The following is a 23891-nucleotide window of genomic DNA, read 5'->3' on the forward strand; positions in this document are numbered from 1 at the left end:
GCTACTGCCGGGCATGGGTTGCCGAAGGGAACAGCCAGCGGGTAAGAAGTGCAAGCGAGTACCGGAGAAACAGACTTAAAAAGTAGATTGGACTACAGGAGTGAAACGAATTTCCCCGAATGGAACCCTAAGTTCCATTGTCCGGAGACATTCCGGAAAGTCCAGTCCCAATATTAATTTTCAATATGAAAACTGGAAATTTTGAAGGCATTCCATGTTCCTATAAAGGACTGGAAAAAGACTCAAAACTGCCTTCAGGAAATACTATACGAGGAAATACTATACGAGGAGTGAATGGGCATGATGAAGAAGGCAATGTTGGCGCTGTCGCTTTGCATAATGCTTATTTTCGCTGCAGGCTGCGGAAATGGCAACAGCAATGGCGGCGAGCATGCGAGCCACAATGGCTCCAGCGATCATGGCGGGCACGCGGAGCATGGGCAAGATGGGGTGGTACCAGACTTGATCAAAGTAGACCTGCAGGTTCCTGCGGAAGTGAAAGTCAATGAGCCTGTCACGATTACCGCGCGCGTTACGCAGAACGACCAAGCGGTGGATGATGCGGACACAGTAGAGTTCGAGTATTGGCTGGAAGGGGAAGAGGAGCACGAGCGGGTCGAGGGCTCCTTCACGCAGGATGGTACATATCAATTCGAGCATACGTTTGACAAAGCGGGCACCTACAATGTAATCTCCCATGTAACGGCACGTGACATGCATTCGATGCCAAAAAAGCAATTTGAAGTCAAATCATAACGCAGGAAGCCCTGTCATGAGGACAGGGCTTTTTCGTATTTATTCACCGTTACGCTTGTTGGAGACTCGGATCCGCATACGGATGGGCTATCCAGCCTTCGGTCTCGATGAACAAGCGAACAGCTACGATTTTGCGGTTGTCCATTAAAGTAAAATAGTGCGGCTTGTTCTCCGGAACGGAGATGACATCGCCGGCCGACAGTATGACATCCATATAGCCAACGTCATCGGACCCTTTAATCACGAAGATGCCATTGCCGGCCGTTATCGCTCTAACCTCATCTTCGGTATGGGTATGAACCTGCTCGAATTTTTTCAACAGCTCTTCGATATTCGGGGTCGCGTCGGAGAGCGCGATAATGTCCCATGTCCGGTACCCTCTGCGCGCGGCCAAGTCACGGATTTCCTCATCGAATGTATCAAGGATCGCCTGCTTCTCGTCATCCGTCAGCACAAATTTGTCTTGCAGGGAGGCGTCTAATTTGTTCGGATTCCAATGCTCATACAGCACGCCTTGCCCCTCCAGGAAATTACGAACATTTTCTTCTCCTGTGATTTTTTCATTCGTGTTTCGAATCCGAATCTCTGCCATACGCCAATCCCTACTTTCATAATCAGAATAATTGTGATTGTATTATAGTACACAGGAAATGAATGGGCAAGAGCTTATCGAGTGAAAAGATCGCAAGTCTTTCCTAAACGTTGCACTTCTGTTAAACTAGGTTCTAAACGTTTGACAGAGGGTGGGTAGAAGGATGAAGAAACCAACATTAGAAGAACGACTTCAAGAGCGCATTCTCATTCTCGACGGTGCGATGGGGACGATGATTCAGCAGGCGGATTTAACGCCGGAAGATTTCGGAGGCGAACATTTGGACGGATGCAACGAAATGCTTGTACTGACTCGTCCCGACATCATTTCACGAATACACGAACAATACCTTGAAGCCGGGGCCGACATACTGGAGACGAACACCTTCGGCGCCACCAGCATTGTGCTGGCGGAGTATGATCTCCAAGAACGGGCCCGGGAATTAAATCTCGCAGCCGCGAAGCTGGCGGTAGAGGCAGCAAAGAAGTTCAGTACACCAGAATGGCCGCGCTATGTGGCAGGAGCGATGGGCCCTACGACAAAAACGTTGTCGGTGACCGGCGGGGTTACCTTCGACCAATTGGTTGACAGCTATTACGAGCAGGCGTTGGCGCTCATCGAAGCGGGCGTCGACGCGCTTCTGCTGGAAACGTCTCAGGACACATTGAACGTAAAGGCAGGTTCCATTGCTATTCAACGCGCTATGGAGACGACGGGACAGAAGCTGCCGTTAATGATTTCGGGCACGATCGAGCCGATGGGAACGACCCTGGCCGGTCAAAATATTGAATCCTTCTACATTTCCCTTGAGCATTTGAAGCCGGTGTCGATCGGCTTGAACTGCGCGACCGGGCCGGAGTTCATGCGCGATCATTTGCGTTCGCTCGCCGCGATTAGCCGTGCGGCGATCAGCTGTTACCCGAATGCGGGCCTGCCGGACGAGAACGGACATTATCATGAGTCCCCGGAATCGCTCGCTTGCAAAATCGCCGCCTTCGCGGAGCAGGGCTGGCTGAATATTGCTGGCGGCTGCTGCGGGACGACGCCGGAGCATATTCGGGTCCTGAAAGAGGAATTGGACAAATACGAGCCCCGACGGCAAGCCGGAAGCCATCCGCCGGCCGTATCGGGGATCGAGACGGTCTACATCGAGAATGAGAGCCGTCCGTACATGGTCGGCGAACGGACGAACGTATTGGGTTCGCGCAAATTCAAGCGCTTAATCCGGGAAGGCAAGATCGAAGAAGCGGCAGAGATAGCGCGGGCCCAAGTGAAGAACGGAGCCCATGTCATCGATGTATGTCTTCAGGACCCGGATCGGGATGAAGCGGAAGATATGCGCGTGTTTTTGCAGGAAGTGGTGAAGAAGGTTAAAGTCCCCCTCGTCATTGACACGACGGATTCGGAAGTGTTGGAGCTCGCATTAAAATATACGCAAGGCAAGGCGATTATTAACTCGGTGAATCTGGAAGACGGGCTGGAAAAATTCGAGAACGTCGTTCCGTTAGTCCACCGCTATGGCGCATCGCTCGTCGTCGGGACCATCGATGAGCGCGGGCAGGCGATTGCCCGGGAGGAGAAGCTGGCGGTCGCGAAGCGATCCTATGACATTCTCGTCAATGATTTCGGCATCGAGCCGGAAAACATCATTTTCGATCCGCTGGTGTTCCCGGTCGGAACCGGCGATGAGCAATATATCGGCTCGGCGAAGGAAACGATCGAAGGCATCCGCCTCATCAAACAGGCGCTGCCGCGCTGCCAGTCGATACTCGGCATCAGCAATATATCGTTCGGCTTGCCGGAAGCCGGCCGGGAAGTGCTGAACTCGGTCTTTCTGTATGAATGCACCAAGGCGGGGCTTGACTATGCGATTGTCAATACAGAGAAGCTGGAGAGATATGCCTCCATACCGGACCATGAGCGGAAGCTGTCCGAAGCGCTTCTCTACGACACGAATGACGAGACGCTTGCCGAGTTCGTGGCCGCGTTCCGCAACCGTACGGTAGAGAAAAAGGTGAAGACGAACGATCTTCCATTGGAGGAACGGCTTGCTTCATATATAGTGGAGGGCACGAAGGAAGGACTTATTCCGGATCTGACACTGGCTCTGGAGAAATATTCGCCGCTTGACATTATTAACGGTCCGCTGATGAAGGGAATGGAAGAGGTAGGCCGCCTGTTCAACAATAATGAGCTGATTGTTGCCGAGGTCCTGCAAAGCGCCGAGGTGATGAAGGCGTCCGTGGCTTTCCTTGAGCCACATATGGAGAAGAACGAATCGGCGGTCAAAGGGAAAATATTGCTTGCCACCGTCAAGGGCGACGTCCATGATATCGGGAAAAATCTGGTTGAAATCATTCTGTCCAACAACGGCTATGAAATTATTAATCTCGGGATCAAGGTTCCGCCCGAACAATTGATTGAAGCATACCGCAAGGAAAAGCCGGATGCGATCGGGTTGTCGGGCCTGCTGGTCAAATCGGCCCAACAAATGGTGGTGACCGCACAAGATCTGCGGAGCGCCGGGATCGATGTGCCGATTATGGTCGGCGGGGCGGCGCTGACGCGCAAATTTACGAAAACCCGGATCATTCCGGAATATGACGGGCTTGTTCTCTATGCGAAGGATGCGATGGAGGGGCTGGATCTGGCGAACAAGCTGATGAATGCCGAAGAACGGCAGCTCCTCGTAGACGAACTGCGAGCGCATAAGGAGCGGCTGGCGAAGGAAGAGGAAGTGGAGCAGAAGCTGCCGAAGCTGACCCGCGCGGTCCGCTCGGCGATCAAGGAAGCGCCGGTCCATCTTCCGCCGGATCTGGAGCGTCATGTGCTGCGCAACATTCCGGTGCCGCAAGTCATTCCGTACGTCAATATGCAGATGCTGCTCGGGCATCATCTCGGCATGCGCGGGTCTGTCGAGCAGCGCTTGAAGGAGCGCGATCCGAAAACGGTCGAGCTAAAGGAGACCGTGGACCGGATTTTGCATGAGGAAGCGGAGAGCGGCGTGCTGCAGGCGAACGCGATGTACCGTTTCTTCCCGGCCCAGGCGGAAGGGGATTCCATTCATATCTATAATCCGGAGCGGCAGGATGAAGTGCTGCATACCTTCACGTTCCCGCGACAGCAGGTTGAGCCTTATATGTGTCTGGCCGATTTCCTGCGCTCGAAGGAGAGCGGGGTTATGGATTACGTCGGCTTCCTGGTCGTGACGGCCGGGAAGGGAGTCCGCGAGCGTTCGGATGAATTCAAGCAGCAGGGAGAGTATTTGCGTTCTCACGCGCTGCAGTCGGTGGCGCTGGAACTGGCGGAAGGTCTGGCTGAGCGGATTCATCATATGATGCGGGAAGTGTGGGGTATCCCTGATCCTGCCGAGATGACAATGAAGGAACGGTTCGGCGCCAGATACCAGGGCATTCGGGTGTCGTTCGGTTACCCGGCCTGTCCGAATCTGGAGGATCAGGAGCCACTGTTCCGCCTTATGCAGCCGGAGGATATTGGCGTACACTTGACGGAAGGCTTCATGATGGAGCCGGAAGCCTCTGTCACCGCGATGGTGTTCGCTCATCCGCAAGCAACATACTTCAATGTGGATAAGGCCTAACAAGGCTGTCAGCATACTTGGTCCCAAATAACGACTCCGCACCTCCGCACCGCTTCCTATACTGGCAGGTGCGGAGGTTTTATTTTTGTAGGGAAGGGCAGAATCGAACGAAGCGCAGTTGGGTATAGCTTACTACGAATGCACTATCAGTAACTGAAATTATTTTATATCATTAAGTAAAGGGGGAGACAGGGCTATGGATCTTTATTTTCTCGGCACCGGGGCCGGAATGCCGACTACGCGGCGCAATGTAAGCAGCCTCGTGCTGCGATTGCAAGAAGAACGGGGAACGTTCTGGATGTTCGATTGCGGCGAAGGAACGCAGCATCAAGTTCTACGTTCTCCATTGAAGCTTGGCAAGTGCGAGTTCATCTTTATAACGCATTTGCATGGGGATCATTTGTTCGGGCTGCCGGGGCTGTTATCCAGCAGGGCGTATCAAGGCGGGGTTGATCCGTTGACCGTGTTCGGACCGGCAGGTCTGTGCGAATTCATGGAGACCGCGTTTCGAGTGAGTGATACTCATTTGCCCTATGAGCTGCACATCCAGGAGATCGAGCCGGGCGAGATCTGGTCCGATGACAGCTTCCGCGTCACCGCGCAGCCGCTGGATCACCGCGTGCCTTCCTATGGATACCGGATTCAGGAGCTTGCCCGGCCGGGCAAGCTGCGCATCGAGATGCTCGAGCGGATGGGCATCGAACCCGGACCGGTATACGGCAAGCTGAAGCGCGGGGAGGATGTCATGATGCCTGACGGGCGGCGCATTGCGGCAGCGACCGTCGTTGGAGAACCGATACCGGGGAAAACGATCGCGATATTAGGCGATACGCGGCCATGCGAGAACGCGGTACGGTTGGCGGAAGGGGCGGATGTCCTCGTTCATGAAGCTACGTTCATGGAGGACAAACGCAGCAGTGCGCATGAGTACGGACACAGCACCGCCGCGGATGCGGCCGCCATCGCCCTGAAAGCCGGCGCTGGCAAGCTGGTGCTCACCCACTTCAGCTCGCGCTATAAAGATGAGGAAACGCTGGCCCGTTTGCTGGCTGAAGCGAGGGCAATCTTCCCCTCCACTGTCCTCGCCGACGACCTGCTCGCTGTACCGCTGGCGACGGAACCGGAACAATAGCTTGGAGCAGCAGCTTCTGGAAGATCGGCTCCGGGGTTCCGCACTGGACGGCGAGAGCCGCTGAGCCGGCGATTATTTTCCGGGAAAGCGCACAAGTTGACAAAGGATGCGTCTTCCGAGACGGTACGAGGGAAAGGGATGGAATTTCGACGCCGCTCGACGCGTCGTTCCGTCGAAAATGGACGGATCATTCTAATATCCGGCCTTGCAAGCGGAGTGGCGGTTCTTTACAATGGATCAAAGTTGAGTATTTCCCTGGAAGCTGTCGTCAGCGAAGGCCGGGAAGAACGAAAGGTGGAATCCTCCATGCAGAAGCTTGGTTTCTCTATAGTCGGGTTCGGCACAATCGCCAAAACCCATATGATCGCACTAAGAACGCTGCCGATTGTGAAGCCGCTGCCTGTGGAGCTGGCTCTCCACGCGTTGGTCACGAGAAGGCCCGAAGAAGTGGGCGACCAGGCACGGCGAATCGGATTTGCCCATATTACGAATTCGTTGGAAGAGGCGCTTCAGATTGAGGGTTCCGATGCGGTAAGCATTTGTACGCCGAATGCGCTCCACGCGGAACAGGTCAGAACCGCCGTTGCCTACCGGCAGGCTGTTTATTGCGAGAAGCCGGTCACGGACAATGCGCAGGCGACGAAACAACTGGTAGAGGAGATACCCGCACAGCACCCGCAGCAGCTCGCCTTTGTCTTTCGTTATCATCCGGCTGTCATGCGCATCCGGGCCTGGCTGGAAGCGGGACTTGTCGGCGATGTCCTGCAGTGCAAAATCGCTTATTTGCGCTCTGGATATTTGAGCGAATCGAGGCCTTTTAGCTGGAGGCTGAGCGACTCGTTGTCCGGCGGAGGAGCTATCACGGATATCGGCGTGCATGCGCTTGATCTGATCCGTCACTGGTTCGGCGATTTCGCGAGCGTGGATGGCCATGTACATACGTTTGTGCCGGAGCGGCCGAAGACGGCGGGCTCGGAAGAGCGCGTCCCGGTCCATGTCGATGATTGGGCCGTCATGACCTATAAGACAGAGAGCGGCGTCCACGGGATGGTGGAAGTGTCCCGGATCGCTTATGGCGCTGATGCGTTCCGAATAGATATCGTTGGTGCGAAGGGAAGCATCACCTGTGACCTGGAACGGGATAAGATGCCGTCCCTGCACTTATTGAACGGACAGCATTCCGCGCTCCCCGAACCGGACAGCCTGTACTTGTTGCCGGACGAAAAGGCGACGATGGGCGTATTTCAAGACAGCCACTTTGCGGCGCTTCATCATTTCATTTTGCGATTGTCCGGAGATGAACGCTGGCCGGATATCGTTCCGACCTTGGCGGACGGCAATGCGGTGGAGCAGTGGGTAGATCATGTCATCCGCACCGACCGGGAGCGGCAGGCCTAGCCATGTCTGCTTACGGCATGCGGCAGAAAGGAATGGGGAATCATCATGAAAGAGACGAAATGGTATGCTTGCATCGATCTGGATGGAACGATGTATCACGGATCGGCGATGATTGAAGGAGCGGATGCGCTGATCTCGACACTGCAGCAGCTGCAAATCCCGTATCAGTTCGTGACAAATAACTCGTCGCGCACGCCGGAGGAAGTCGCGGCTATGCTGAACAGGCTCGGAATCAATGCGAAAAGTCAGGATGTGCTGACGTCGGCTCAAGCTGCTGCATCGTATATTCTGAAGAAATATCCGGGCCGCCGCGTCTTTATGATCGGGGAAAGGGGTCTGGAGCAAGCGTTGACGGATGCCGGCGTTCAATGGACGGCGGATGTGGAGGCCGTATGGAATGAAGAGGTCGATATCGTCGTCCAGGGAATTGATCGGAGCTTGAGCTATGCGAAGCTGGAAGCGGCCGCAGCGGCAGTTCGCAAGGGGGCGCCCTCGATTCTGACGAATCCGGATCTGATGCTTCCTTCCGACCGCGGGTTCTCTCCGGGAGCCGGCTCGATCGGTGCTGCGATCCAGGCGGCCTCGGGAGTTGAACCCGTCGTAATCGGCAAGCCGAGCCGCATCATTATGGACGCTGCTCTGGAACGGCTGGGCTGCCGCGCGGAGGAAGCCATCGTCATCGGCGATAATATGATGACGGACATGCTGGCGGGCCAGCAGGCGGGCTGCCGAACGGCGCTTGTCTTGACAGGCATTACGACGGCGGCCAATCGCATGGATTATCAGAAGCGCTCGGGAGTCGATCCCGATCTCATATGCGAGACGCTGGAGGACTTGCGTCAATGGTTTATGGAACAAACGCAATTTAACGAATAGGCGCTATTAACGCCATTAATTTATTGACATAGGAAGGAAGATGCTCGATGCCGGGAATTCCCGAGATCGAAGGTTACCGGAAACGGCTGGATCAGGATACGGTAGGCCAGCGGATCCGCAGATTGGATATGCAGCGCCAATCCGGGCTCAACGTGGAGATGGAACGTATTCACGCGTTGACCCTTGGCCGACAAATTTTATTTGTGGAACGAAGAGGAACAGATCTTATTTTTCATTTGGATAATGGTCAGCGCCTGGTGCTTCGGTTGGGTCAGGAGGATGAGCTCCATATTGAGAGGCTCGAAGCCGGTGCGGAGGAAGAGGAATCGAACGCGGCCGGAAGCGCCGGCAAGCCCGCCTTTTCGCTTCGTTTGGACAGCGTGGCCGTGACCGTGGACAAGTCGCGATCGCTCCAGCTCTTGCTGCTGTCGGCGAAGGAGCTGGATCAACAGCAGCGGGAGCAGGGGCCTGATCCGTTGTCCCGCCACTTGACGGCAGAGCGGTTCCGCCAACGATTCGCGAAGCGGCGGTCGACTCTGAAGGCGGCCTTGATGAATCCCGCTCTGCTGGCCGGAATTGATAGCCGGTATGCGGATAACATTGCGTTTGCTGCCGGGCTTCGCCCGTCTGTGCGGGTTGATCAGCTGCAGGAAGAAGATCTTGACCGGTTGTATCTATCCATGATTCATGTGCTTCAGGAAGCGATCGAGCGGCAGGATGGGAGCGGAGCGGCAGCTGACGACAGCGGAGCTTCACTCGAATGGGGAATTGCAGGCAAGACAGGGGAGCCTTGCCCGCGCTGCGGCACGCCGATTGAAGAAATGCTGATCACACGGAAGCCTGCGTATTACTGTCCGCAGTGCCAGCCGCTGCCGCTAGCGGATGAATCCTAATCTCCCGGGGAGGGGAGAGGGCAGCTTCGCGCTGCAATACGGTTGTCATTTATCGCTTCGGGGCGGCTACAGCCATGCTGCTCGTGACGCCGTACGATTGCAGGGGGCGTTCGGCCTTGGCTGCTATCAACATTTCAGCAAAAACCCGAGAGGCTTGTCCGTCAAGAAAGGCTACGAGGATGAGGCGGAGGCGGCTCGGGAACTATGTGAACGGCACGGGATTCGCACGGTCGTTCATACGCCGTATCCGACGAATTTGGCGGTGGATGCCGAACAGGCGCCTGAGCGTTTCCAAGCGACGGTTCAATCGCTGTTGAATGATTTGATGATTGCGGAAGCCTGCGGATCGATTGGAGCCGTCGTCCATTTTGGCATCTTCAAAGGCAAGGACGGCGGGAAGCAGCTTTTGCTGCGCACCTACGCGAACATTATTCGCACGATCGACACGGTGCTTGCCGTCTGGAACGGACGAGCCCTGCTTCTGCTGGAGAATCAGGCGGGCAGTCATGGCGGCCTTGGAGTGACGCTGGAAGAGCTTATCCAGATCAGACAGTTAAGCCGGTATTCCGACAAAATCGGCTATTGCTTCGATACATGCCATGCGTTCGTCAGCGGCTTGTGGGACCCGTCCAAGACCGATGAATTGGTCGCCAAGGGGCATCAGCTCGATTATTGGCGGCATATGCAGGTCATTCATTTGAACGATTCAAGAGAAGCTTATGCTTCGCGCCAGGATCGTCACGCCAATCTGGGAGACGGGCATATCGGCATTGAGGAGCTGGCCCGATTGGCCATGGCCGAAGGGATCCGCGGCAAGCCGCTCATTCTGGAGACGCCGGGAAGCGGCCAATACGGACATGTTCCCGAATGGAACAGACTGAAACAGGCAGTCCGGGCCGACAACAAATGATTTCATGGGTGAAGGGAAAGAGGGAATGCGATGATTCATGTCTACCTGGATGACTGGCGGCGCTGTCCGGACGGATTCGTGCTGGCGCGGAATATGGAAGAATGTCTGCTGCTTTTGGAAGAGGAGCGGGTCGGTATTTTATCGCTTGATCATGATCTGGGGCCGGACGAGCCGACGGGAACGGAGCTTGTGTTGGAAATGGTGCGCCGCGGGCTCTATCCGGAGGAGGAAATCTATCTTCATACCTCCTGTCCGGAAGGGAGACAACGAATGTACCAGCAGCTCTACAAGCATAAGCCGGACTCCGTGAAGCTGCATAACGGGCCTATGGGCTGGGAGACGCTGGAGAGGGTTAGGATGGAGAAGCAGTGAAGCCGGTTCGCGGTCAAGAACTGCAGGCGTTTATGCCAGGCCGGCCGGCCGCGGCTGCGGGAAGACCGCAGGCCCTCTATGTGTACAGCCCCTTTTGCGGGACGTGCCGGCTTGCTGAACGGATGCTGGCATTATTGGAGCAGTCATATCCGCAGCTCGCGATCGCTTCGGCCGATGTGCTGGAGGCATTCGAACTGGTTCAGGCGCATCGCATCGAGAGCGTCCCTTGCCTTCTGCTGTGGGGAGGAGAGCCGCCGGAACGGGAGATCCGCCCGGAGAAAATATATGCATTTCATTCGGTAACGTATATGTATGAACGATTGAAAGGCGGGGGATTGCTGTGATACAGCTAGAACAGATCAGGTTCCAGAGAGAAGAAAGAACCATTTTGAATGACATCAACTGGAGCGTAAACCCGGGGGAGCATTGGGTGCTGCTCGGGCGGAACGGCTCCGGGAAGACGACGCTGCTTGAACTGCTAACCGCCTACCAATTTCCTTCAAGCGGAACCGTCCGCGTGCTCGGTCATACATACGGTCAGTGCGACGTGAGAGAGGTCAGACAGCGGATCGGCTATATCAGCCAATCTCTCGTCGAGAAATTAACGCTGCGCGACCCGGTGTGGGAAGTGGTGGCGACCGGCGCCTTCGCTTGGCTGCGCTTCTACCAGGAGATTCCGAACGAAGTAAAAGAGCGGGCTCATCAATTGCTGGAGGAATTTCATCTCGGCCGTCTGGCGGATCAGCCGCTTGCCGTCTGCTCGCAAGGGGAGCGGAAGAAAATTATGCTCGCCCGCGCGCTGATGGGCGATCCCGAGCTGCTTATTATGGACGAGCCTTGCTCGGGCCTCGATATTTATGAGCGGGAGAAGCTGCTTCAAGATTTGGCCCTGCTCTCGGGGCGCGATCTCGGAATTGTCTACGTGACACATCATTCGGAGGAAATCATTCCCCTGTTCACGCATGTCGCCCTGCTGCATGAGGGACGGATGATCGCGTCCGGGCCGAAGCGCGAGGTGATGACTCCGGAGCTGCTCTCGGAGACCTTCGATATGGGCGTCCGGGTGGACTGGACGAATGATCGCCCATGGATACGGGTTTCGTGAGCCGCGTCTTTTTGAATTATATATCCTGAAATGAGTTCAATATAGCGATTGATTCGCAATAAAGCTGGAGGTTTGCCCACGTGGAATCCGTACACGAATTGATTCTGGAGTCACATTATACACCGTCATCCCATTGGATTGTCACCTCCAATCACGGTTATATCTCGTACGCGCAGGAGGAACTGCGCAGAAGCTTCGGTCAGTTGAAGAGCCGGATGCTCGTTCCCGGCGAAATGGCCTTGATGGAGCTTCCAGCCGGTTCCGCTGAAGCGATGGAACGCTGGCAGCAGGACCCGCCGATTTTCGGGCGGCATATTCAGCCGGTGCACCTGGCCGTCAAGCGCGCGGAGGGACTGACGAGCGGTCTGCCGCAACAACTGGAGGCGATGTGCGCCTCGTGGCTGGAGAAGCTGAGCGCATGCTCCGGTCTCCAAGCCGGCGTCGGTACGCGCGTCGCTGTCCATGTTCGATCCGGCGGCGCTCGTACAGAGGAAGAAAAGGCGATTCGGGAGGCGTTCCTCTCTGTTCTCGAACGGCTTGGAGGAGAGACGGTACGGGCCGAACCGGACGTAATCGTATCCGTCGTGATTGGCGAGGAGGCAATCTATGCCGGCATGCTGACTCCCGCGGAAGCGGGCTCCGATTGGCCGGGCGGAGCGATGCGGTTCCAGAGAGAGGAAGGGCAAATCTCCCGCGCCAAGTTCAAGCTGCTGGAAGCGGAGCGGACATTCGGGCTCGATTACTCGGCTTATCGGCATGCGTTGGATGTCGGCGCCGCGCCGGGAGGCTGGACAAGCCTCTTGCTGGAGCGGGGAGTGCATGTTACCGCGATCGACCCGGCCCAAATGCATCCTAGCTTGTTGGGGCACCCGCAGTTGACGTATGTGAAGCGGAATGCTGCGGATGTTCCGGTGGAGCCGAACGAGTTCGATCTGCTCGTCTGCGATATGAGCTGGAGCCCCAAAGCGACGGCGGAGATGGTTATCCGCTTGCTGGACGGGGTGATTGCGGGAGGAACGATTCTCGTCACCGTAAAACTAATGCACAAAAAGCCGCTGCAGACGATTCGCGATGTGACTGCGATGTATGCCGAGCATGCCCAAATCATCCGGGCGAAGCAGTTATTCCACAATCGGGACGAGATAACGCTTTATATGATGAAATATTAATGATATTAATTTTGTGGCAGCACGGCCTTTTTGAAAATAAGGCTGGACAAGCCGCAGCAAATTCGGTACACTAGCATCAAAACATAGCGTGCACATAGGGAAGCACCCTGATTACGAACGATGGTTCGTTCTCAGGGTGCTTTTTTTGCGTTGTTTTTTGGGGGGATTGCATTGCCGGAAAATGGATATTGCCTGCAGCCGGGACAACTGCTGCACGGCAGGTACCGGATTGTCCGCTTGCTTGGAAGCGGAGGGATGAGCTCCGTTTATTTGGCGGAAGACGAGAGGCTGGCCGGGAAGCTGTGGGCCATTAAGGTTGCCAAGCCCGCGGCCCGGGATATGGAGCGGCTCGTGCATGAAGCAAGGCTGTTGACGGCTTTGCGCCACCCGCATCTCCCTCTCATAGTTGACTTTTATCCGCCCGACGCGTCGGGAAGGGCGTATCTCGTCATGGAATATATCGAGGGGTCGACATTGGTAGTTCGAATGCGGGAGCGGCCGATTTCGTTTGCCGAGGCGATCGGGTACGCGGTGCCGATTTGCGAAGCCTTGTCTTATTTGCACAGCCGGCATCCGCCTATTGTATTTCGCGATATGAAGCCGTCGAACATTATGCTGACCCCGCAGGGTCAGGTGAAGCTGATTGATTTCGGAATCGCCCGCAATGTCGATGCAGACAAGGAACACGATACGCTGAAGCTCGGCACGGTCGGGTTCGCCGCGCCGGAGCAGTACGACGGCAAGCAAAGCGATGCCCGCACGGATCTTTATGGGATAGGCGCTTTGCTGGCCCATATGCTGTCAGCGGGCCGTTGGAAGGGAAAGATTCCGCTTCCGCCGCAATGTCTCGCCGATGACGTTCCAGCCGCTTTCTTTCCGGTTCTCGTCAAGCTGCTTGCCGTCCGTCCCGAGCAGCGCTATCAGACGGCGCAGGAAGTGCTTGAAGTCTTAAAGTCGTTCGCCGCGGGGGACGCAGGCTCTTCTATGAATGAATCGAACGCTCCTCTTTATGCTGCCGGAAGGACAGGCGCGGGAGTGGTGATTGCTTTTCGCGGCACCTCCCCCGGAATCGGAGCGACGCATGCGGCGCTCATGTGCGCGTATCACCTGACGGTCGGGAAATTGGGCAGGACGGCCTACGTCGATGCCTGTGAAGAGGCCGACGGGGCGGTTATTGGTGCCTTGCAGGCGGATTATGAAGGCGAGGAGCCCGATGCGATGGCGAATGTTCGAATACGCCGGAAGACGGCGGGAGATGCGGCAGAAGGAACCCGGCTGCACGGTGTGACCTGTTACCGCTGGACGCAGAGCAATCTGCTGCCGTATTTGCTTGGCCGGTACGAGTACGTCGTGCTTGATATGAGTGCGGGCGCGGCGGGATACCGGACCGAGGAGTTCGAACGGGCCCAGATTCCCGTGCTTGTCGGCAGCGCGGCTCCCTGGCGCCGGGAAGAGCTGCGCGAGGCGGCCCGAAGGTTAGAGGCGAGTCAATGCACGCATTGGTGGGCGGCCATTGCGCATGCGGATGCTGATCCTGCCTGGCGGCCGCCTTGGATTTACGGCCAGTGCAGAGGCGTGATCAATCTGCCTTATCAGCCGAATCCGTTCGAGTGGAGCGAGGCCGCTCTGCGATGGACGGAAGAACTCGTAGGGGCAGGGCGATCCGGCAGGGGATGGCTGAAGCGGCTCGGACAATGGATGAAGGGGAAGAAACTGGGCAAAGGAGAGATGCGAATTTGAGACGATGGACGCGGAGAAGGAAGCAGATGGCGTGGTCCGCTCTGTGCGGTGCGGTGGCGGCAGGCATCTTGTTCGGGGGTTACCTGTGGTGGTCCGACCGCCAATTGATAGCGCTGCGCTCATCTGTGGAAGCCGAATATAAGAAGGAGATCGATCGGCTGGAGCGTCTGGCTGCGGAACAGCGGAAGCGACTGGCGACAATATGGGTGTTCGAGAGGCCGCTCCGGGCCGGAACCCGAATCAGCCTGGCCGATCTGAAGAGGGAGGAGATCGCGGAATCGGCTGCACCGGCCGGCCGGGTGCAGAATGCCGGCGACGCCATCGGAAAAGTGCTGAAAATCGATGTACCGGCAAAGACTCCGGTCCTTGCCTCGCTGATGTATGAAGAGGCGCGGCTGGCGGATGATATGCGCTGGGTGGAGACGGCGGTCATTCAACTGCCGCTGCTGCTGAGCAAGCGCGACGCGATTGATGTGCGCATCCGGTTCCCTGATGGGCAAGACTATGTCATCTTGTCCCGCAAGGCGATTCATGATCTTCAGGAGCCTGTCGTCTGGCTGCAGATGGATGAGCGGGAACGATTGTCGTTCTCCAGCGCCTGCGTGGACGCTTTTTTGCACGGAGGGCAGATTTACGCTTTGCGGTATATCGAGCCTCATCTGCAAAAGGATGCGGCAGTCAACTATCCGCCCAATGAGCAGGTTCTGAAGCTGATGCAATCGAACCCGAATATCGTGAAGCAGGCCAATGCGTCGCTGATGTCCCGTCTTCGCCAACAGATGGAAAAGGAATGGGCCGACAAGGCCGCCGAGGGAGATGCTCACGGCGGGGCAAGAATGAGTCGCGAGCAAGGGGCGCAGGCCTCCCGTACTCCTGCTCCCGCCCAGGCCGCCGAAGCGTCTCCGCTGACGGGAAGAGCGCCGGAGGCGGTAAGGGATTCTCCGTTCGTCGGTCCGAAGGGGGGCATGTCCAGCGAACCGTTAGCCCAGGACAAGCAGCGGCCATCGCCGGGTATGGTTCCCGAAGGCGCTGCAACAAAGAAGGAGCCGGATGAACGGCCTGCGGAGCCGATGTATACGGATGAAGACGATCATTCCATTCCGGCGGAGGCCACGCAGCCAGGGGCAAGGGGAGCCGGGAACCATGAAGAAGATGCGGCGGAGCACGAAACGATCTTCTCCGAGCCTGACCGACGCTAGCGGCACAAATCGAAGTGAAGATGAGGGGGGAATACGATTGACCAGCGCGGTATTTATCGGAAGCATGGATAAGAGCGAACATCTCATTGCGGTATGCACATTGCTGGCCCGGATGCAGCGCAAAGTGCTGTTGATTGACGGGACCCGGGCGCAATGGGGCGCGTATCGGGTCGCAGGCCCGAACCCGTCCATGAATCTGATCCGCTGGAACGGTTTCGATGTATTGACCGGATGCTCGAATTTGATAGACGCGTTCCGGATACTGGAACGGGAAGACGAGGCGCCGCCGAGTTATGATGACGTCCTCGTTGATACAGACTCAGCCGTATTTTTTGCTCCAGCCCAATGGGCGGAAGCCGATTGCCGCTTCCTCTGCCAGACTCCAGAGCGCTATCATATCGCAAAAAACAAAGAGTGGCTTGCTGCCTTCCAGCGCAATCAGAAAGGGGAACCGCTCACATTCATTCCGGTGCTGTTCCGTTCTGTGGAGCCGAAGTCCGAGCTGGCATTTGTAAAGGAGCTATATCAGTCCGGATTCGAGCAGATCTGGTCGGAAGCCTCGGTAGTCATTCCCGAAGACGAACGGGATTGGTCGGCGAAGTTGGGGCAGGAGCACGCGGGAACGCTCCGTCTCCAGTCCTTTGCGCCTGGAACGAAAAGTGCGTGGCGCGAGCTGGCGGAGCAGATTGCGGGCCGCCTGGGGGACAAAGAATGGAGAAGATGCCTGAAGGCCAAAACGAAAGGACGGTAATGCAAAATGCCGCTATGCAAGCATTGGGTGATACGTTCGGCGGGACGGGGAATGTGCGGAGGGACTTCGCTGACGGCATGCTTGGGGATTACGCTCGCCTGGCGCTTCCGGCTGCGCGTGCTGCTCATTCATGCAGAGCAGCGGGGAAGGGGGCTGGAGGCGCTTCTGCCGAAACCGGAGGCTGCGCCTTCGACCCATTATCGCGCAACTCCGAACGGTTGGGGCAATTTGCTCCGCTTGCTCGAGCACCAGCAAGCGGAGGATGATTTGTTCGTATCCTTCACAGTTCCCGTCATGCGCAATCTCGATATGCTGCCGGGCTTCGACGACGAGCATGAACGATCGTCTGGAGGAGCCAGACTGTGCCAATGGTTGCCGAGGATCATGAGGCTGGCGGAGAAGCGGTACGACATCGTACTATGGGACGCGGGCGGGGAAAATGACGATATGGCGCAGGCTGTCGGGGCGCGGGCTCATGGGGCACTGGTCGTCGCCAGCCAGCAGCGGTCTTCGCTGGAGGCCGCGTTCCTCGAGGGCTCTCCCGCCTCCGCTTATATATTAGGCATGTATGATGACGAAATCCGGCAAAATGATGTCCGGATTCGCCGCCAATACAGGCCGATGGCGCCGGTGTTCATTATTCCGTATTCCGCCGGCTTCCGCAACGCCGCAGACGATGGCATGCTGCTCGCCTGGTATATTCGGCAGCTCATGAAGCCGCATCGGAATCAGCGTAATGGATTCGCCGATCATCACAACAAGCTGGCGGAATGGATTATGTCGGAGTCAGGCGCGATAGCTCGTTCCGGGCCGGGAAAAGCGGGGTGAGCGCATGTTCTGGAACGGGATTTTCATCGCAGCTATTGCCGCGGGCATGCTTGCCGCATTGGGGCTGCACCTGCGGGGCAGGGGAAGGGAGACGGTTAACGCAGCCATGCGGCAGGGCTGGACGTGGGAAAAGCTGGACGCCGCCGTGAAGCAGTATTTTATATCGTGGACCTCCGATATTCTGATGGAACTGCATGTGAATGAAGAGGAATTCAGGCGCGAGACGGCGAGGAGGCTGGCGCTCAAAAAAGCGCTGAAAGCATGCAACAGCGGCGAGCCTGCGGCCAAGGAATATATAAAAGAATGGATAATCGATATTATCGAACAGCATATCAAGCTCGCTGCTGATGAGCTGGACCGGCTTATCTCATTCAACCGCCCGGATCTGCTGACAGTGCAGGACAAGTTCGACTTGCTCCTGTATGCGTACAAGCAGCGATACGGGTACGGCGCATTGGATGTGCTGATTCGGACGTACAAGTGGGATGAATTAAGAGCTCTTTCTTCTGACGAGGACGAGTCAGCCTATGTCGTCACGGGCGCGGATGTCGACGCGGCGTTTCGGGTGGAGAGATTGAAGTTTTCGCATCGCGATCGGATTCGGATTATAGCTCAGCGGCTGTATCAGCGATATAAAGGATTCTCGGTCATTGATGAGATGCGTGATATGCGCATTGACGGCGTATCCGGCGGCACTAACGGAATCCCTGACGTGTTGGCCGACTCGCCGTACGCCGATATGGTGCAGCCGGAATCGGGGGACAAGGAAGGGATCCGCGCCTGCGACAGCGTGTGGGTTTTTTATAAAGGGAAATCGATTCGGTTCGCGTTTCTTTCTTTTGGGAGCGATGCGGAGCTGCGAAGAGTGTGCCACAACATCTATAAATATCAATCGCCCGGCCCGCTGACCGAAGCGGACGGCTACCGGGTCAACCATATGAAGGACGGCTCGCGGGTTGTCGTTCTTCGCCCGCCGTTTGCGGAGTCATGGTGCTTCTTCATCCGCAAATTCGATACGAGCCGGGTCACGCTTCCGCAACTGATTACGGACAAGAACGCGGAGCTGCCGATCGCCCTCCTTACCTTTTTAATGAAAGGGGCCCGGGTGACGGCCGTTACCGGGGCGCAAGGATCGGGAAAAACGACGCTATTGATGGCGCTTGTCCAATCCATCTATCCGTTCTATCCGCTTCGCGTGCAGGAGCAGGCGTTCGAGCTCCATTTGCGGCGCCTGTATCCGCAGCGGAATATTGTCTCGCTTCGAGAGACCGAGCGCATTTCCGGTCAGGCCGGGCTGGACGTGCAGAAGAAGACGGACGGCACGGTGCATATACTCGGTGAAGTCGCTGCCGATCCGGTGGCGGCCTGGATGATTCAAATGGCGCAGGTCGCAAGCTTGTTCACCATCTTTACGCATCATGCGAAAACGTTCCCGGATCTGATTTTCGCGCTTCGCAACTCGCTGCTTAAAAGCGGGATGTTCCATAATGAAGCGATTGCGGAGCAGCAGGTTAGCGGCGTTCTCCATTTTGATGTGCATCTGGCCCGCGATGCGGACGGCAAACGGTATATCGAGCGGATAACCGAGTGCATTCCGTTGTCGGAGCCGGAGCCGGGGGACATGCTGCAGGCGGTGGAGAGCGGGAGCGCAGGGATATCCTGGGAACGCTACATCCTGTCCTCGGAGAAGCTCCACCGTCGGCTTGGCCGCACGCGCGCATTTGAATACCGCAATATCGTCGAATACCGGCAAGGGAGGTACTGCTTGGTTCATCCGATTTCCTCTCGGCAGGCGGAAGCGATGGAGCGGGAAATGACAGCCCAGGACAAGCGCCGGTTCCGCGAATGGCTGAGCCAGGAAGGAGGGATGACGCTTGCCGGTTCGTGCTGTGCTGATGGCGCTGGCCGCCTTCTCGGTAGCCATCGGTATTCTCCTCTGGCGAATCAGCCGGAGGCTTGAAGCTAAGCAAGCCCATATTTTCACGCGGCAAAGCGAGTTTTGGGGGGAATATAGCCAAGCGGCATGGCATGCCGCGCTGCAGCGCTTTTATGCAATTGCTGTAAAGACGCCGCTGTTGAAGGGTCGGGCCCGCTCAATCCGGCAGCGGCTAAGCCCATTCTATTCATATGATGAATGGCTGCTGCGCCGGAAGACGGCTGCCGTCTTGCTAGGCAGCGCCATGACGGCTGCGCTGGCGGCAATCGTATTCCTGTCGTTCGATCAGGATGTGCTGTCTTGGCTCATGCTTCTGCTCGTATTGAGCGTCGCGGAAGGGCTGTACCGGGATGCGACTGTCCAGCGCGCGGAACGCAAGCTGCTGAAGCTCGGGGCCGAGGCCTTCGCCAGTGTGAGGCAAGCCTATCATCGCCACCGGATGATCGATGCGGCGATCGCCGAGGCCGCGGACGGCGGGCACCCGATGCTGCAGCCTCACATGAAGCGAATGCTCGACATGATGGAGGAACAGGAGCCGGAAGCGGCTCTGGCTGCATATGAAGAGGCGGCTCCGAACCGTTACTTCAAGCTGTTCGCCGGCTTGTCGCGCTTCGCGGCCGAATACGGGGATCCGCCTCAGCGGCAAGGCTCCTCCTATCTTCAAGGCATCTCGATGCTCGTGAGAGAGATGCATCTGGAATTGACGATGCGCACCCGGCTGGAATATTTGCTGAGCGGGCTCCAGGCAATAGCGGTCGCCCCGGTATTGTTTGCTGACCCGCTCGCCCGTTGGGCGAAGGCCTATTTTCCGTTAATGGAGCAATTTTATGAGAGCAAGCTCGGCTGGCTGCTTCAACTGGCGGTGTTCCTTACGGTCTTTATCTGCCACAGGCTGCTGCTTCAACTGCATTGGCAGCCGGGCCGAACCGAAGCCGAAGCCCGGCGGACATGGGAGCGCCGCCTTTGGACCGGCCCTGCCGTCAAGCGCCTCATGCGCCGGTTCATGGCCCGTACGCCGCCCGCAGCGATCCGCCGGATTGAGCGGCTGCTGAGAGAGGCGAACGATGACATGCCGGTGGATCAATTCTATGCCCGGCGCTGGGCCTTGGCTGCGGTCGTGCTGTGCTGCGGCGTCAGTCTGCTGTTCCTGCTGCAGTCGACCGCCGCTTCCGGGGCATGGAATCAACTGCAGCGGCAGATGGCGGCGCTAGGACTGGAGATGCCGCCTGACACAGGAGGCAGCGCCGCAGGGCACCCATCGCCGGAAGCGCTTGAGACATGGCAGGGACAACTCCTTACACAGCCTTCGTTGGGCAGCGAACGGAAATCCAAGCAGGCAGCCGGCTACTTGGCCGATTATTCCGACCGGATGCAAGGGAGCCGCATTCAGTGGTGGGAGGTCCTGCTTGTCCTGGCAGCAAGTCTTGCCGCCTATGCCTGCCCGGTCGTCTTTCTTCATATTCGTATACGACTGAAGCATATCGACATGAGAACGGAGATTAGTCAGTTCCAGTCGCTGACCTTGCTGCTGAGAGCCTTCGACCGCATGACGGCTGAACAGATCGTGGGCTGGATGGGGCGCAGTTCGATTTACTTCAGGAAGCCGCTGCACGCATGCCTCATGAACTGGGAGAGCGGGGCCGAGGAGGCGCTGAAGCAATTGAAGCGGGATGCTCCTTATCCGGACTTTGTCCGCTTCGTCGAAAAAATCGAGTTGGCCTTCGATCGGATTCCGCTTCATCAAGCCTTTGATGACGTTGAGCAGGACTGGCTTTATGAGCAGGAAATGAGAAAGCAGCATTATGAGAAGAGCATCGATGCCAAAGCGGTCTGGGGACAATGGTTCGGATTCGCTCCGATGTACGCGCTCGTCTTTTTATATTTGGTCATCCCGCTCGTCTGGATGAGCGCGGAGCAAATGCGCTCGTCGTTTGAACAAATTCGCCAGCTGTAGCTTGCGGCCAGTATGCGGCCCGCCTGCAGCAAGGCATGCCAGTAAGCAATTACCTGGAACAAGAATCGGGAAAAGGAGAAGGTGATTCGCGGTGAATAATGCTCAATCCGCGCTCAAGGTAGCGGCCGGAATCTTTTTGACCATTGCATTGATTACCATTGTCGTGTTGCTGTTCGTCAGCGCCCAGGAGGCGACAAAGACGGCGCAAAATGAGTTCTCGTCCATACAGACGGAGCTCAGCAAAGCATCGTTTACCGTCTATGACAATACCACGGTAAGCGGATCTCAGGTCGTGAACGCCATCCGCAAATTTTACAAGCAGGATCAGTTCGGCGTCCGCGTCATCACGGGCAAAAACAAATCGAATGGAATTCCGGAAGGAACCTACTACGGGTCGGATGTGCTTGACAACGGGACCTTCTCCAGCGCGAAGCGCAACGAAAACCTGGAGCTGGCTACGCTGGAGTCGCTCGACAGCTATGTCAACCCGAGCGGCAAATTTAAAGCCCGCGTTATCGTGGATCAGAGCAATGTGACACGCGGCATCGTATTCGAGCAACAGTGAGCGGGAAATTCAGGAAACGGGTGCCTGAACTGCAGTTCAAAGTTGCGTCCGGTCCTTGGTGGCTGCCATATTCGCGCCAGGACTGAATAGGGGGGGACTGAAATGGAAAATGCCGCCCGCATGATATCCCTTTCGGTGGCGTTTATCCTTTTTGCGGCGGCGCTCTCGCTTTCGCATGATTCGCTAACCGCCCGCAATCTGATGATGGACGAATCGGATCGCATTCTCTATGAGCGCGACCCGAATCTCGCGCCCCGGCTGCAAATTCCGCCAACCTATACGGTCACGGGAGCGGCCGTGCTGCAATCGCTCTGCCACATTCGCGCGATAGATGCCGATATTCAAGTGGGCCCGACAGAATATGGACGGGAAGCGGACAGGAACCGTATAGACGCATCGGGAATCCGGCTGAACGGATTGTATCGCATGAAGCAGATATGGCGTCCGGACGGAAGCCTGGAGAGGGTGATTTTCGATCCGCTATAGGGAGGAGAGAGCGGTATGGCCAAAGGGATCATAACATTGTTCGCCGCAGTCATTGCTTGTTATTTGATGTTCCTGTATCCGCTAGGCGCTTCGTATCAGCAGCAGGAGCACCTTGCTTATATGTTGGCCTATTCGTCCGTTACCGGCTTTGTCGATGCCGTCCGCGACAAAGGATTCATTACGCCGGCGATGGTCAAAGAACTGAACGGCCAACTGGCGCGAACCGGCCATGTATTCGATATCGAGATGGAGCATGGCATCAAGAAATACAATCCCGTTCATACGGACCCGGCAGATGCCGGAACCTTTCAAGCGCGCTTCGACGTGTATTATGATTTTCACTATACGGATGATTTGAACCGCGTCCTGTTCCCGAATACAGCCGCGCCGCTTACCGATCCGGACCGGGTATATTATTTGAAGGCGGGAGACATGTTTCGCGTCGTCGTCAAAAATGTGAATCAAACCAATGGTGCCCTTATCCGAAGTTTTCTTGCACGCTCCCTTCCTGACGATTTGGCGCGCATTTATATCCCGTACGGAGGAATGGTGCGGAATGAAGACTATTAATTCCGGTTATTTCATCGGCTTGTCGCTGTTTTTCGTCGCCATTTTCTTTCCGGCGATGCTGCTGCAGGATTTGCGGATCGGGGAGGGGGCCGGCGCGCTGGAGCTGACCCGAATGTATGACGGCGCCGTCCATGCCGCGGTGCAGGATGCGGCGTTCGCGCTTCATTGGAATGAATATCCGCAATATGAATCGGGCTATGGCTCATCGAAATATTTCCGCGCCAATAAAGAACGGGCATTAACTCAATTCTACGAGACGCTGTTCACCAATTTTGATGTATCCGGTGATGCCGTCGGGCAGCAGGTGCTGCTCGGGCATATTCCCGTTATCGCCGTGACGGATTATGAAGGCTATTGGATTCATGCATACGGCGAGATTCGCAACAGCGATGGCGAGCTGGAATCCAAGCCGCTGTGGCATGCAAAAAAGCCGTATGCCTATGCGGATGCGTCGGGGAACAGCGTGTCGTTCACCCTGGATGATTACGTCCATGCGTTCGACGCGGCGACAAAGCGCTGGTACGAGGGCAAGCGGGAGCGGGTCAATGAAGCCACGGGTCGGCGGATTCCGCTTCTCGCGGATGCCGGCCAGTTCGAGCAGGTGCGCCGGACGACTATCGTAAACGCGCTTCAGGCGGATCTGGCCTACCATATCAACCTGCACAATACGCAGGCCCGCAAGCTGGGGATTACATATACGTTTACTCTTCCGTTGATCGGGCAGGAGGAGTGGAACAACACGGTCGATGACATCGGGTTCATCGCATTTATTCAGGGGCTTCCGATGGGCGTGCACCGCTATAACAGCTATGCGTTCGGCGGAGGACGCCTGGTCAAGCGCCCCGTCGTCTATGGAGCCATTCGGGACGGCATCCGTATCTATTACCGAGCGGGGTGCGGGGAGCGAGATGCCATTGGAGATGCCATTGTGGAGACCTTCGCGAGCGAGAAGGAGGCGGCGGCGCACGGATACTTTCCGCGGCCATGCCGGAACCGGCCGTAAGGGCCCCAAGACGCTATGTTAAATTGTTGTAAATCGGTTGCCATATATGTAAGGT

At 56.7% G+C, this 23891-nt stretch carries 22 protein-coding genes; 21 read left to right on the forward strand and 1 reads right to left on the reverse strand.

The genetic code is table 11. The features are described from left to right. Window positions 1-300 precede the first annotated feature (300 nt). Window positions 301-756, forward strand: a complete 456-nt coding sequence (locus ABD76_RS09395) for a FixH family protein (protein ID WP_197256290.1) — start codon at window positions 301-303, stop codon at window positions 754-756. A gap of 49 nt (window positions 757-805) precedes the next feature. Here the strand turns inward: ABD76_RS09395 and ABD76_RS09400 are convergent, their stop codons facing one another. Continuing rightward, window positions 806-1348 carry a 1,2-dihydroxy-3-keto-5-methylthiopentene dioxygenase gene (locus ABD76_RS09400; RefSeq protein ID WP_197256292.1) on the reverse strand — a complete coding sequence of 181 codons (543 nt, stop codon included), beginning with the start codon at window positions 1346-1348 and terminating at the stop codon, window positions 806-808. 163 nt (window positions 1349-1511) lie between these two features. Here ABD76_RS09400 and metH point away from each other — a divergent pair, with 163 nt between their 5' ends. The 20 genes from metH to ABD76_RS09500 all read left to right on the forward strand — a co-directional run bounded on the left by metH (window position 1512) and on the right by ABD76_RS09500 (window position 23836). Next, window positions 1512-4949, forward strand: a complete 3438-nt coding sequence (metH, locus tag ABD76_RS09405; RefSeq protein ID WP_197256294.1) for a methionine synthase — start codon at window positions 1512-1514, stop codon at window positions 4947-4949. A gap of 196 nt (window positions 4950-5145) precedes the next feature. Continuing rightward, a complete protein-coding gene (gene rnz, locus ABD76_RS09410) occupies window positions 5146-6081 on the forward strand; it encodes a ribonuclease Z (protein ID WP_197256296.1) in 936 nt (311 codons plus the stop codon). A gap of 306 nt (window positions 6082-6387) precedes the next feature. Beyond that, complete coding sequence (locus ABD76_RS09415) at window positions 6388-7479, forward strand: Gfo/Idh/MocA family protein (protein WP_197256298.1); 1092 nt, start codon at window positions 6388-6390, stop codon at window positions 7477-7479. A gap of 45 nt (window positions 7480-7524) precedes the next feature. After that, the gene (locus ABD76_RS09420; protein ID WP_197256300.1) at window positions 7525-8355 is read left to right on the forward strand and encodes a TIGR01457 family HAD-type hydrolase; all 831 of its coding nucleotides are present in this window, start codon (window positions 7525-7527) and stop codon (window positions 8353-8355) included. Window positions 8356-8402: 47 nt separating this feature from the next. Next, window positions 8403-9248 (forward strand): DNA-formamidopyrimidine glycosylase family protein, encoded by an 846-nt coding sequence (locus ABD76_RS09425; RefSeq protein WP_197256302.1) that lies wholly within the window; start codon window positions 8403-8405, stop codon window positions 9246-9248. Further along, window positions 9238-10158 carry a deoxyribonuclease IV gene (locus ABD76_RS09430; RefSeq protein WP_197256304.1) on the forward strand — a complete coding sequence of 307 codons (921 nt, stop codon included), beginning with the start codon at window positions 9238-9240 and terminating at the stop codon, window positions 10156-10158. The genes ABD76_RS09425 and ABD76_RS09430 overlap by 11 nt, the downstream gene beginning before the upstream one ends. Window positions 10159-10188: 30 nt before the next feature. Further along, on the forward strand, window positions 10189-10530 hold the full coding sequence (locus ABD76_RS09435) for a cyclic-phosphate processing receiver domain-containing protein (RefSeq protein ID WP_197256306.1): 342 nt from the start codon (window positions 10189-10191) through the stop codon (window positions 10528-10530). Continuing rightward, window positions 10527-10874, forward strand: coding sequence for a thioredoxin domain-containing protein (locus ABD76_RS09440; protein ID WP_197256308.1), 348 nt, complete (start codon window positions 10527-10529; stop codon window positions 10872-10874). The genes ABD76_RS09435 and ABD76_RS09440 overlap by 4 nt, the downstream gene beginning before the upstream one ends. Further along, entirely contained in the window at window positions 10871-11635 is a 765-nt protein-coding gene (locus ABD76_RS09445) for an ATP-binding cassette domain-containing protein (protein WP_197256310.1), read from the forward strand. Before ABD76_RS09440 ends, ABD76_RS09445 begins: the two co-directional genes overlap by 4 nt. 80 nt (window positions 11636-11715) lie before the next feature. Continuing rightward, window positions 11716-12804, forward strand: a complete 1089-nt coding sequence (locus ABD76_RS09450; protein WP_197256312.1) for an SAM-dependent methyltransferase — start codon at window positions 11716-11718, stop codon at window positions 12802-12804. Between the two features lie 171 nt (window positions 12805-12975). Beyond that, on the forward strand, window positions 12976-14544 hold the full coding sequence (locus tag ABD76_RS09455) for a serine/threonine protein kinase (protein ID WP_242069482.1): 1569 nt from the start codon (window positions 12976-12978) through the stop codon (window positions 14542-14544). After that, the gene (locus tag ABD76_RS09460) at window positions 14541-15743 is read left to right on the forward strand and encodes an SAF domain-containing protein (RefSeq protein ID WP_242069483.1); all 1203 of its coding nucleotides are present in this window, start codon (window positions 14541-14543) and stop codon (window positions 15741-15743) included. The genes ABD76_RS09455 and ABD76_RS09460 overlap by 4 nt, the downstream gene beginning before the upstream one ends. A 37-nt stretch (window positions 15744-15780) precedes the next feature. Continuing rightward, the gene (locus ABD76_RS09465) at window positions 15781-16494 is read left to right on the forward strand and encodes a MinD/ParA family ATP-binding protein (protein ID WP_197256316.1); all 714 of its coding nucleotides are present in this window, start codon (window positions 15781-15783) and stop codon (window positions 16492-16494) included. Between the two features lie 6 nt (window positions 16495-16500). Further along, a complete protein-coding gene (locus ABD76_RS09470) occupies window positions 16501-17322 on the forward strand; it encodes an ABC transporter permease (protein WP_242069484.1) in 822 nt (273 codons plus the stop codon). A gap of 4 nt (window positions 17323-17326) precedes the next feature. Then, the gene (locus ABD76_RS09475) at window positions 17327-19282 is read left to right on the forward strand and encodes an ATPase, T2SS/T4P/T4SS family (RefSeq protein ID WP_242069485.1); all 1956 of its coding nucleotides are present in this window, start codon (window positions 17327-17329) and stop codon (window positions 19280-19282) included. Further along, window positions 19197-21212 carry a GTPase SAR1 gene (locus ABD76_RS09480; protein ID WP_197256318.1) on the forward strand — a complete coding sequence of 672 codons (2016 nt, stop codon included), beginning with the start codon at window positions 19197-19199 and terminating at the stop codon, window positions 21210-21212. The genes ABD76_RS09475 and ABD76_RS09480 overlap by 86 nt, the downstream gene beginning before the upstream one ends. 91 nt (window positions 21213-21303) lie before the next feature. After that, on the forward strand, window positions 21304-21777 hold the full coding sequence (locus ABD76_RS09485) for an ABC transporter permease (RefSeq protein WP_197256320.1): 474 nt from the start codon (window positions 21304-21306) through the stop codon (window positions 21775-21777). Between the two features lie 102 nt (window positions 21778-21879). Then, a complete protein-coding gene (locus ABD76_RS09490) occupies window positions 21880-22263 on the forward strand; it encodes an enoyl-CoA hydratase (RefSeq protein ID WP_197256322.1) in 384 nt (127 codons plus the stop codon). 15 nt (window positions 22264-22278) lie between these two features. Next, window positions 22279-22833, forward strand: a complete 555-nt coding sequence (locus tag ABD76_RS09495) for a hypothetical protein (RefSeq protein ID WP_197256324.1) — start codon at window positions 22279-22281, stop codon at window positions 22831-22833. Continuing rightward, window positions 22820-23836, forward strand: coding sequence for a hypothetical protein (locus tag ABD76_RS09500; protein WP_197256326.1), 1017 nt, complete (start codon window positions 22820-22822; stop codon window positions 23834-23836). Before ABD76_RS09495 ends, ABD76_RS09500 begins: the two co-directional genes overlap by 14 nt. The last annotated feature ends 55 nt before the right edge of the window (window positions 23837-23891 follow it).

The sequence above is a fragment of the Paenibacillus dendritiformis genome, from assembly GCF_015845845.1.
GTDB lineage: Bacteria > Bacillota > Bacilli > Paenibacillales > Paenibacillaceae > Paenibacillus_B > Paenibacillus_B dendritiformis_C.

Bases quoted from the DNA above. Each gene is read 5' to 3' on its own strand.
- ABD76_RS09425 (WP_197256302.1), top strand. From the start codon at position 8,403: ATGCCGGGAATTCCCGAGATCGAAGGTTACCGGAAACGGCTGGATCAG.
- ABD76_RS09470 (WP_242069484.1), top strand. From the start codon at position 16,501: ATGCCGCTATGCAAGCATTGGGTGATACGTTCGGCGGGACGGGGAATG.
- rnz (WP_197256296.1), top strand. From the start codon at position 5,146: ATGGATCTTTATTTTCTCGGCACCGGGGCCGGAATGCCGACTACGCGG.
- ABD76_RS09475 (WP_242069485.1), top strand. From the start codon at position 17,327: ATGTTCTGGAACGGGATTTTCATCGCAGCTATTGCCGCGGGCATGCTT.
- ABD76_RS09490 (WP_197256322.1), top strand. From the start codon at position 21,880: ATGGAAAATGCCGCCCGCATGATATCCCTTTCGGTGGCGTTTATCCTT.
- ABD76_RS09420 (WP_197256300.1), top strand. From the start codon at position 7,525: ATGAAAGAGACGAAATGGTATGCTTGCATCGATCTGGATGGAACGATG.
- metH (WP_197256294.1), top strand. From the start codon at position 1,512: ATGAAGAAACCAACATTAGAAGAACGACTTCAAGAGCGCATTCTCATT.
- ABD76_RS09495 (WP_197256324.1), top strand. From the start codon at position 22,279: ATGGCCAAAGGGATCATAACATTGTTCGCCGCAGTCATTGCTTGTTAT.
- ABD76_RS09415 (WP_197256298.1), top strand. From the start codon at position 6,388: ATGCAGAAGCTTGGTTTCTCTATAGTCGGGTTCGGCACAATCGCCAAA.
- ABD76_RS09400 (WP_197256292.1), bottom strand. From the start codon at position 1,348: ATGGCAGAGATTCGGATTCGAAACACGAATGAAAAAATCACAGGAGAA.
- ABD76_RS09430 (WP_197256304.1), top strand. From the start codon at position 9,238: ATGAATCCTAATCTCCCGGGGAGGGGAGAGGGCAGCTTCGCGCTGCAA.
- ABD76_RS09395 (WP_197256290.1), top strand. From the start codon at position 301: ATGATGAAGAAGGCAATGTTGGCGCTGTCGCTTTGCATAATGCTTATT.
- ABD76_RS09435 (WP_197256306.1), top strand. From the start codon at position 10,189: ATGATTCATGTCTACCTGGATGACTGGCGGCGCTGTCCGGACGGATTC.
- ABD76_RS09500 (WP_197256326.1), top strand. From the start codon at position 22,820: ATGAAGACTATTAATTCCGGTTATTTCATCGGCTTGTCGCTGTTTTTC.